Annotated in this window: 1 protein-coding gene; it reads left to right on the top strand. The window is 67.0% G+C overall.

Annotated elements, in window-relative coordinates; genetic code table 11:
* Window positions 1-77: 77 nt before the first annotated feature.
* Window positions 78-1516 (top strand): multiple monosaccharide ABC transporter ATP-binding protein (gene mmsA / locus CBZ_RS00750; RefSeq protein WP_130779716.1); only part of this gene is annotated, 1439 nt, incomplete at its 3' end.

Here is a 1516-nt window from a genome sequence, read left to right as displayed (position 1 = left end):
CCCCCCCGGGCCCCGCCCGGCCCGTGCGGGCCGCCCAGCCCCGGACCAGAGCAACCAAGAGAGGCGATCGCACGCTCATGAGCACCATCCTCGAGATGCAGTCGATCACCAAGACGTTCCCCGGGGTCAAGGCCCTGCAGGACGTCAATCTCGTCGTCGAGCGCGGAGAGATCCACGCCATCTGCGGTGAGAACGGCGCCGGTAAGTCGACGCTCATGAAGGTGCTGTCGGGCGTGTACCCGCACGGCACGTACGACGGACGCATCCTGTTCGAGGGCGAGGAGGTCGCCTTCGGGTCGATCAACGACTCCGAGGACAAGGGCATCGTCATCATCCACCAGGAGCTCGCGCTCGTCCCCTACCTCTCCGTCGCCGAGAACATCTTCCTCGGCAACGAGCGGCGCGGGGCCGGCGGGCTCATCGACTGGAACCGCGCCAACGCCGAGGCTGCACAGCTCCTCGCGCGGGTCGGCCTCGACGAGCTCCCCGTGACGCCCGTCGGCCAGCTCGGCGTCGGCAAGCAGCAGCTCATCGAGATCGCCAAGGCGCTGTCGAAGAAGGTCAAGCTCCTCATCCTCGACGAGCCGACCGCCGCCCTGAACGACTCGGACTCCGAGCACCTGCTGGACCTGCTGCGCCAGCTCAAGGACCACGGCATCACCTCGATCATGATCTCGCACAAGCTCAACGAGATCGCCGAGATCGCCGACTCCACCACGATCATCCGCGACGGCCGCACCATCGAGACGCTCGACATGGAGCGCGACGGCGTCACGCAGGAGCGGATCATCAAGGGCATGGTCGGCCGCGACCTCGAGCACCGGTACCCGCCGCACGAGTCGACGCCCGGCGACGAGATCCTGCGCGTCGAGAACTGGACGGTCCACCACCCGACCCAGCCCGACCGCGTCGTCGTCGACAACGCCGCGTTCTCCGTGCGCGCCGGCGAGATCGTCGGCATCGCGGGCCTCATGGGCGCCGGACGCACCGAGCTCGCGATGAGCCTGTTCGGCCGCACCTACGGCAGCCACATCGAGGGCCAGGTGTACCTGCGGGGCAAGGAGATCAAGACCCGCACGGTCGACGAGGCCATCGGCCACGGCATCGCCTACGCGACCGAGGACCGCAAGAAGTACGGCCTCAACCTCATCGAGGACATCCGGACGAACATCTCCGCCGCGAGCCTGCACAAGCTGTCCCGCGCCGGGTTCGTCAACGGGAACGAGGAGATCAAGGTCGCCGAGGAGTACCGGCGGTCCATGAACATCAAGAGCCCGACCGTCATGGCGCTCGCCGGACAGCTGTCCGGTGGTAACCAGCAGAAGGTCGTGCTGTCCAAGTGGATCTACACCGACCCGGACGTGCTGATCCTCGACGAGCCCACCCGTGGCATCGACGTCGGGGCGAAGTACGAGATCTACACCATCATCAACGCGCTGGCAGACCAGGGGAAGGCCGTCGTCGTCATCTCCTCCGAGCTGCCTGAGCTGCTCGGCATCTGCGACCGCATCTACAC

Origin of the sequence: Cellulomonas biazotea, assembly GCF_004306155.1 — a bacterium.
In the GTDB taxonomy this organism is placed as follows: Bacteria; Actinomycetota; Actinomycetes; order Actinomycetales; family Cellulomonadaceae; genus Cellulomonas; species Cellulomonas biazotea.
The sequence above is the reverse complement of the archived record's forward strand: the minus strand, read 5'-3'. Positions and strand labels throughout refer to the sequence as shown.